We start from the raw sequence: 6574 nt of genomic DNA on the forward strand, positions 1-6574 counted from the left end.
AAGAAAAGTATTTAAATATAAAGGTTATACTCTTGAAGAATTACAAGAAATGTCTTTAGAGGAAGTTATGAAATTATATCCTGCAAGACAAAGAAGATCTTTAAAGAGAGGATTCTTACCAAGACAACAAAAAGTTTTGGATAAAATGAGAAAATTGAATAAAGAAGGAACTAAAGATGGTCGTCCTGTTGTTGTAAGGACCCATTGTAGAGATATGATTGTTTTACCTGAAATGGTCGGAACTACTTTTGCTATCTACGATGGCCATAATTTCGTTGAAGTTAAAATTACACCAGAAATGCTTGGTCATTACTTTGGTGAATATGCACCAACCAGAAAAAGAGTTCAACACGGTGACCCAGGTATGGGTGCTACTAGATCATCCATGTTTGTACCACTTAAATAAGGAGATTAAAACATGGCTAACAACAAATATGCTTATAATAAAGAAGTTGATGAAGCAAAAACTGCACGTGCTATGGCTAAATCCCTTAAGATTTCTCCAAAACACAGTGTTGAAATTTGCAGTGCAATCAGAGGAATGGAAGTAGTTAAAGCTAAAGCTTACTTGGAAGATGTTATTGGTATGAAAAAAGCTGTTCCTTTCAAAAGACACAACAAAAAAGTTGGTCACAGAAAAGGACAAGAAGGCTGGCCTACTGGTAGATACCCTGTAAAAGCTGCAGAACAAATTTTAAAAGTTTTAGAAAATGCTGAAGCTAATGCAGAGTACAAAGGTTTAGACACTGAAAAATTATTCATTGAACATATTTCAAGTCACAGAGGTGTTATTATACCTGGATACATACCAAGAGCATTTGGTAGAATGACTCCGTTTAACACACCTACTACTCATATTCAAATTGTATTACAGGAGGCTAACTAATGATAGAAAAAGATTTCGTTAAAGAAGGCCTTAGAAGAACCAGAATTGATGAATACTTAGAAAAAGAACTTGAAAGAGCCGGATACGGAGGTATGGAAGTTCAAATTACACCTTTAGGTACCATGGTTATTGTTTATGCTGAAAGACCTGGTATGGTAATTGGTAGAGGTGGAAAAAACGTAAGAACTATTACCAACACTCTTAAAAACGAATTCGGTTTAGACAATCCTCAAATTGAAGTTAAAGAGGTAGAAGTTCCAGAACTTAACCCAAAAATTATGGCTTACAAAATTTCTAATATGTTACAAAGAGGTATGCACTTTAGAAGAGTAGCTTACTCTACTATTCGTAGAATTATGGGTGCTGGAGCTCAAGGTGTAGAAGTTACTATTTCTGGTAAAATCAGAGGTTCTAGATCCGCTGTAGCTAAATTTGTAGAAGGATACATTAAAAAATGTGGTGAACCTTCCACAAGATTAGTAGAAGAAGGATTTGCTACTGCTGAATTAAAACCTGGTGTTTTAGGTATTTATGTAAGGATTATGCCTCCAGAAACTGTATTGCCTGATTCTGTTGAAATTCTTCCTCCAAAAGTTATCATTGAAGAAGATGGTGAAGTCGTAGAAGATGAAGAAATCGATGTTGAAACCGAAGAAATCATCGAAGAGGAAATCATCGAGGAAGTTGAAGATCTTGAGGAATTAGAAGAAGTTGTTGAAGAAGAATCTACTGAAGAAGTAGAAGAAGATGATAGTTAGATACATAAATTTAATTATCTGAAAAGAGTTGGAACAATGGCGATTTTAAGAAGTAAAGAAATTTGGGACATGGAAGTTGATGAGATTCAAGAAAAATTAGTTGAACTCAGAACTGAATTATCCAAAAATGTTTCTAAAAGTGCAGCTGCCGGGGTAACTGAAAACCCTGGAAAAATTAGAGAATTAAAAAGAACAATTGCTCGTGTTCTTACAATATTGAATGAAAAACAGAAGGAGAATTAAATGTCAAAAATCTGTGATGTATGTGGGCTTCCTGAAGAACTTTGTGCTTGTGGAGACTTTGCACGTGAAGTTCAAACTCTAAAAGTTTTTACAGTTAGAAGAAGATTCGGAAAACTCATGACTATTATCGAGGGTATAGATGAACACGATATTGATATTAAAGACCTAACAAAAACTCTTAAAGCAAAATGTGCTTGTGGCGGAACTGCTAAAAATGGTCAAATTGAACTTCAAGGAGATCATAAAGTCAGAGTCAAAGAAGTTTTGTCCGAGTTAGGTTTTTCATCTGACAATATCGAAATTCGTGAATCCAAGAAAAATAACAAAAAAAGGAGATAAATTCATCTAATCGATAAGTTTCAATAAAATTTTGTAATTTTTCTGCATGATTTATTGTAAATGTTATGTTAAGAGATTGGGATTATGATTACTTCAAATAACTTAGTTCATCATGAATTTATTGGATTGAAAGTTCATGTGACAAGTGAGAAGAATAAATCTCTTAATTTAAACGGAACTATCATTGATGAGACAAAGAATACCATTAAGATAGAAGATGAGAATAATTGTGAGAAAATTATTCCAAAGGAAGGTTCAAATTTTGTGTTTGAACTTCCAAACGGGGAAAAAATAGAAATTAATGGTGACATCTTATCAATTCGTCCTGAAGATAGGATAAAAAAAAGATTTAAAAAAATTTAATATGGTGATAATATGGTTGGGCTTAATGTTCAAGAACCTGAAACTACATGCGATGATCCTAACTGCCCTTTCCATGGAACTTTACCTGTAAGAGGTCAAGTTCTTGAAGGTGTTGTTGTTAGTAACAAAGCAGAAAGGACCATTTCTGTAGAACGTAGTTACTATAAATTTATTAAAAAATACGAAAGATATGAAAAAAGAAAATCAAAAATCAATGTTCACAAACCAGATTGTTTACATGTGAATGTTGGTGATTCTGTAAAAATTGCAGAATGCAGACCATTAAGTAAAACTAAACATTTTGTTTTAGTAGAAGTTAAAGGAGAGTAATTAAATATGAAACCATTAACCTCAAGTGTAACTAAAGCATTACCAATAGGAGCAAGACTCCAATGTGTAGATAATACTGGTGCACGTGAAATCGAAATTATTTCCGTAAAAGGATTTAAAGGTGTAAGAAGAAGACTCGACGTTGCTGGTGTTGGGGATTTAGTTGTTGCTTCTGTAAAAAAAGGAACTGCAGATATGAGAAGAGAAATTGTTAATGCAGTTGTAATCAGACAAAAAAAGGAATATAGACGTGCTGATGGTCTTCGTGTTAAATTTGAAGACAATGCAGCTGTTATCATTACTCCTGAAGGAATTTTAAAAGGATCTGAAATTAGAGGTCCTGTTGCTAAAGAAGCAGCTGACAGATGGCCTAGTGTTGGTAGTGCAGCAAGTATTTTAGTATAGGTGAAAAAATGTCAAAACAACCAAGAAAACAAAGAAAAGCTCGTTACAATGCTCCTGCTCACGCACGTGGAAAATATTTAAGTGCTTCTTTAAGTAAAGATTTAAGGGAAAAAGTTGGAAGTAAAACTTTACCTATTAGATCAGGAGACAAAGTTAGAGTACTCCGTGGAGATTTCAAAGGACATGAAGGAGAAGTCCTCAGTGTAGATTATGGTTCATACAAAGTAACCATTGAAGAAGTTACCTTATCAAAACCTGACGGAACTGCTACATTTCTCCCAGTAGACCCATCTAACTTAGTAATTATTGATGCAGATTTAAAAGATGATAGAAGAATAAAAAATAAAGGAGATAATTAATATGGCTAATATGGGATCTAGTAAACATCTTAAAAGATATAAAGCACCAAAATCTTGGCCTATTCATCCTAAAGAAGATACCTGGACTGTAAAACCTTCCCCAGGTTCTCACTCAATTGATGATGCTATTCCATTAACCTTAGTTATCAGAGATGTTTTAAAAATAGCTGATAATTCTAGAGAAGCTAAAAGAATCATTAACTCTGGTAATGTTTTAGTTGATGGAAGAGTCGTAAAAGATTACAAATTCCCAGTTGGATTTATGGACATTATTGATATTCCAAAAACTGGTGAATCTTACAGAGTTCTTTTAGATAGAAAAGGCAGATTACAATTAAACTTAATTGATGATGGTAGTGCTAAATTATCCAAAATTGTTAACAAATCCACAATCAAAGGTGGAAAAACTCAATTAAACCTTCATGATGGTAAAAACCTTATCATTGATGAAGATGCTTATTCTGTTGGAGATGTTATTTCTTTAAAAGTACCTGAACAAGAAATTGAAGAAGTATATCCTTTACAAGAAGGAGCTACTGTTTTAGTTGTTGGTGGTAAACACACCGGTGAGTTAGGTACTGTAACTGAAATTATTGAAAATAAATCTACCAATCCAAATACTATTATCATCGAAAATAGTTCAAAAGATGAATTTTTAACTTTAAAAGATTATGCGTTTGTTGTTGGTAAAGATGCACCAGCAATATCTTTATTGGAGGTTAATAAATGAACCCAATGAATGAAGTACGTATCGAAAAAGCTACCGTTAGTATTGGTGTTGGTGAAGCAGGTGAAAAATTATCCCGTGCTATCACACTTTTAGAAGAAATGTTTGACCAAACTCCTGTAAAAACTTTCTCTAAAGTAACTAACCCTGAATGGGGTATTAGGAAAAAACAACCAATCGCATGTAAATTAACTTTACGCGGTGAAAAAGCTGACAAAGCTATCGATATGGTTTTAGAAGGTATTAGTAGAAATATTAGACCTACTCAATTTGATGCACAAGGAAACCTTTCTTTTGGTATCAGAGAACACATTGATATCCCAGGTATGAGATATAATCCAGATATCGGTATCTTCGGTATGAATGTTTCTGTTACTTTTGAAAAACCAGGTTACAGAATTTCTAGAAGAAAAATCAGACAAAAGAAAGTTCCTCAAAAACATAGAATTTCTAAAGAAGAAACTATGAAATTTATGGAAGAAAATTTCAATGTTAATTATGTAACTGAATAAAGGTGATATTTTGCCAAGAAAATACGGAAAAGCTTCAAAAAAATGTAGCCGTTGCGGCGACCATTCTGCTATGGTAAGCAGATATGGAATAAATTTGTGCAGACAATGTTTTAGGGAAGTAGCTCCTAAAATGGGATTTAAAAAATATAATTAGAGGTTTTAAATATGAGTCTTATGGATCCTCTTGCAGATGCTTTAACTAATATCAGAAATAATGAATTACAAGTAAACGACTCTTGCGTTATTTCTCCTGCATCCAAATTAATTGGACAAGTTTTAAGCACTATGCAAAAAGAGAATTATATTGGTAATTTTGAATATATTGATGACAACAGGGCAGGTAAATTCACTGTAGAATTAATTGGTAACATCAACAAATGTGGTGTTATTAAACCTCGTCACGCTGTTAAAAAAGATGAATTTGAGAAATTTGAAAAAAGATATTTGCCAGCAAAAAACTTTGGTATTTTAATCGTCACAACTCCTGAAGGAATTATGACTCACTATGAGGCTAAGGAAAGAGGAATTGGCGGACGTTTGTTGGCTTACATGTACTAGGTGATAAAATGGTAGTAGCTGCAGCTATAAGGGAAGAAATTGAAATCCCTGAAGGCGTTGAAGTTATAATTGATAATAATGAGGTCGCTGTAAAAGGACCTAATGGAGAAGACTCCAGAAAATTTACTTATCCTAATGTAAGTATTAAAGAAGAAGGAGATAAAGTTATTTTAGAAACTTCTTTTCCAAAAATGAAAGATAAAGCAATGATTGGAACCACTAGAGCACACATCAACAATATGATTACTGGTGTAACTGATGGTTTTGAATATCATATGAAAATAGTAAACGCTCACTTTCCAATGAAAGTAGAAGCTAAAAAAGATGTTGTTGTAATTACTAATTTCCTCGGGGAAAAATACCCAAGAACTGCTAAAGTAGTAGGTGCTGCTAAAGTAGCAGTTAAAGGTGATGAGGTAATAATTACCGGTATCAACAAGGAACATGTTGGTCAGACTATGGCTAACTTAGAACAAGCAACTAAAATTAGAGGAAGAGATCCTAGAACATTCCAAGACGGAATTTACTTAACTAGCAAAGAATAGATTTGGTGATTTAAATGGCTAATAAAAGATTTAAAAGACAAGAATATGCTCGTTATAAAAAACTAGGAATCAAATGGAGACGCCCTAGAGGTAAAACCAGTAAAATGAGAAGATATGAAGCAGGAAAACCTGCAATGCCTGCTATTGGTTACAGAACCCCTAGAGCTTTAAGGGATTTACACCCTTCAGGGTACAACGATGTTCTTGTTCACAATATGAAAGAATTAGAAGACTTAGACCCAGCAACTGATGCTGCAAGAATAAGCGCTTCTATTGGTAAAAGGAAAAAAGCTTTGATGTTAGAAAAAGCATCAGAACTCGGAATAAAAGTTTTAAACAAATAGATATTCATATTTATAAGTTAAATCAATTCCGGGGCTTTATTTGAATTGATTTGACTGTTTAAATTAAAAAATTAAAATAAGGGAATTTAGATATTGTCTAAATTTATCAGCTATGCTGAATGGAGGATTATATACATGAATCTTACAACTCAAAAAAGATTAGCTGCTAGTATACTCAAAGTAGGTCTTAATCGTGTATGGATTG

Annotated in this window: 16 protein-coding genes; all 16 read left to right on the forward strand. The window is 33.2% G+C overall.

Features of this window, described 5'->3' with window-relative positions; all coding sequences use genetic code 11:
• On the forward strand, positions 1–406 hold a 406-nt coding region (gene rpsS / locus ACJMLH_RS01060), incomplete at its 5' end, for a 30S ribosomal protein S19 (RefSeq protein ID WP_405274088.1).
• 12 nt (positions 407–418) lie between these two features.
• Complete coding sequence (locus tag ACJMLH_RS01065) at positions 419–886, forward strand: 50S ribosomal protein L22 (RefSeq protein WP_405274089.1); 468 nt, start codon at positions 419–421, stop codon at positions 884–886.
• Positions 886–1644, forward strand: coding sequence for a 30S ribosomal protein S3 (locus ACJMLH_RS01070; RefSeq protein WP_405274090.1), 759 nt, complete (start codon positions 886–888; stop codon positions 1642–1644). The genes ACJMLH_RS01065 and ACJMLH_RS01070 overlap by 1 nt, the downstream gene beginning before the upstream one ends.
• A gap of 36 nt (positions 1645–1680) precedes the next feature.
• Positions 1681–1887, forward strand: a complete 207-nt coding sequence (rpmC, locus tag ACJMLH_RS01075; RefSeq protein ID WP_405274091.1) for a 50S ribosomal protein L29 — start codon at positions 1681–1683, stop codon at positions 1885–1887.
• The gene (gene yciH / locus ACJMLH_RS01080; protein WP_405274092.1) at positions 1888–2226 is read left to right on the forward strand and encodes a stress response translation initiation inhibitor YciH; all 339 of its coding nucleotides are present in this window, start codon (positions 1888–1890) and stop codon (positions 2224–2226) included.
• An 84-nt stretch (positions 2227–2310) separates the two neighbouring features.
• Positions 2311–2589, forward strand: a complete 279-nt coding sequence (gene rnp1 / locus ACJMLH_RS01085) for a ribonuclease P protein component 1 (protein ID WP_405274093.1) — start codon at positions 2311–2313, stop codon at positions 2587–2589.
• Between the two features lie 12 nt (positions 2590–2601).
• Positions 2602–2919 (forward strand): 30S ribosomal protein S17, encoded by a 318-nt coding sequence (locus ACJMLH_RS01090; protein ID WP_292825552.1) that lies wholly within the window; start codon positions 2602–2604, stop codon positions 2917–2919.
• A gap of 6 nt (positions 2920–2925) precedes the next feature.
• Positions 2926–3324, forward strand: coding sequence for a 50S ribosomal protein L14 (locus ACJMLH_RS01095; RefSeq protein ID WP_405274094.1), 399 nt, complete (start codon positions 2926–2928; stop codon positions 3322–3324).
• Between the two features lie 8 nt (positions 3325–3332).
• Entirely contained in the window at positions 3333–3683 is a 351-nt protein-coding gene (gene rplX, locus ACJMLH_RS01100) for a 50S ribosomal protein L24 (protein WP_405274095.1), read from the forward strand.
• 1 nt (position 3684) lies between these two features.
• Positions 3685–4413 carry a 30S ribosomal protein S4e gene (locus ACJMLH_RS01105; protein ID WP_405274096.1) on the forward strand — a complete coding sequence of 243 codons (729 nt, stop codon included), beginning with the start codon at positions 3685–3687 and terminating at the stop codon, positions 4411–4413.
• On the forward strand, positions 4410–4922 hold the full coding sequence (locus ACJMLH_RS01110) for a 50S ribosomal protein L5 (RefSeq protein WP_405274097.1): 513 nt from the start codon (positions 4410–4412) through the stop codon (positions 4920–4922). The genes ACJMLH_RS01105 and ACJMLH_RS01110 overlap by 4 nt, the downstream gene beginning before the upstream one ends.
• Positions 4923–4932: 10 nt before the next feature.
• The gene (locus ACJMLH_RS01115; protein WP_116591326.1) at positions 4933–5076 is read left to right on the forward strand and encodes a 30S ribosomal protein S14; all 144 of its coding nucleotides are present in this window, start codon (positions 4933–4935) and stop codon (positions 5074–5076) included.
• A gap of 11 nt (positions 5077–5087) precedes the next feature.
• The gene (locus tag ACJMLH_RS01120; protein ID WP_292784711.1) at positions 5088–5480 is read left to right on the forward strand and encodes a 30S ribosomal protein S8; all 393 of its coding nucleotides are present in this window, start codon (positions 5088–5090) and stop codon (positions 5478–5480) included.
• Between the two features lie 8 nt (positions 5481–5488).
• Complete coding sequence (locus ACJMLH_RS01125) at positions 5489–6025, forward strand: 50S ribosomal protein L6 (protein WP_405274098.1); 537 nt, start codon at positions 5489–5491, stop codon at positions 6023–6025.
• Positions 6026–6039: 14 nt separating this feature from the next.
• Positions 6040–6369, forward strand: a complete 330-nt coding sequence (locus ACJMLH_RS01130; protein WP_405274099.1) for a 50S ribosomal protein L32e — start codon at positions 6040–6042, stop codon at positions 6367–6369.
• Between the two features lie 135 nt (positions 6370–6504).
• The coding region (locus ACJMLH_RS01135) for a 50S ribosomal protein L19e (RefSeq protein WP_405274100.1) at positions 6505–6574 on the forward strand (70 nt) is incomplete at its 3' end.

Origin of the sequence: Methanobrevibacter sp. (genome assembly GCF_045116495.1) — an archaeon.
Lineage (GTDB): Archaea > Methanobacteriota > Methanobacteria > Methanobacteriales > Methanobacteriaceae > Methanocatella.

What these genes read in the sequence shown, in the direction of transcription:
- ACJMLH_RS01105 (WP_405274096.1), top strand. Translation starts at nt 3,685, where the DNA reads ATGGCTAATATGGGATCTAGTAAACATCTTAAAAGATATAAAGCACCA.
- rpmC (WP_405274091.1), top strand. Translation starts at nt 1,681, where the DNA reads ATGGCGATTTTAAGAAGTAAAGAAATTTGGGACATGGAAGTTGATGAG.
- rnp1 (WP_405274093.1), top strand. Translation starts at nt 2,311, where the DNA reads ATGATTACTTCAAATAACTTAGTTCATCATGAATTTATTGGATTGAAA.
- ACJMLH_RS01065 (WP_405274089.1), top strand. Translation starts at nt 419, where the DNA reads ATGGCTAACAACAAATATGCTTATAATAAAGAAGTTGATGAAGCAAAA.
- ACJMLH_RS01090 (WP_292825552.1), top strand. Translation starts at nt 2,602, where the DNA reads ATGGTTGGGCTTAATGTTCAAGAACCTGAAACTACATGCGATGATCCT.
- ACJMLH_RS01070 (WP_405274090.1), top strand. Translation starts at nt 886, where the DNA reads ATGATAGAAAAAGATTTCGTTAAAGAAGGCCTTAGAAGAACCAGAATT.
- ACJMLH_RS01125 (WP_405274098.1), top strand. Translation starts at nt 5,489, where the DNA reads ATGGTAGTAGCTGCAGCTATAAGGGAAGAAATTGAAATCCCTGAAGGC.
- ACJMLH_RS01120 (WP_292784711.1), top strand. Translation starts at nt 5,088, where the DNA reads ATGAGTCTTATGGATCCTCTTGCAGATGCTTTAACTAATATCAGAAAT.
- rplX (WP_405274095.1), top strand. Translation starts at nt 3,333, where the DNA reads ATGTCAAAACAACCAAGAAAACAAAGAAAAGCTCGTTACAATGCTCCT.
- ACJMLH_RS01130 (WP_405274099.1), top strand. Translation starts at nt 6,040, where the DNA reads ATGGCTAATAAAAGATTTAAAAGACAAGAATATGCTCGTTATAAAAAA.
- yciH (WP_405274092.1), top strand. Translation starts at nt 1,888, where the DNA reads ATGTCAAAAATCTGTGATGTATGTGGGCTTCCTGAAGAACTTTGTGCT.
- ACJMLH_RS01110 (WP_405274097.1), top strand. Translation starts at nt 4,410, where the DNA reads ATGAACCCAATGAATGAAGTACGTATCGAAAAAGCTACCGTTAGTATT.
- ACJMLH_RS01095 (WP_405274094.1), top strand. Translation starts at nt 2,926, where the DNA reads ATGAAACCATTAACCTCAAGTGTAACTAAAGCATTACCAATAGGAGCA.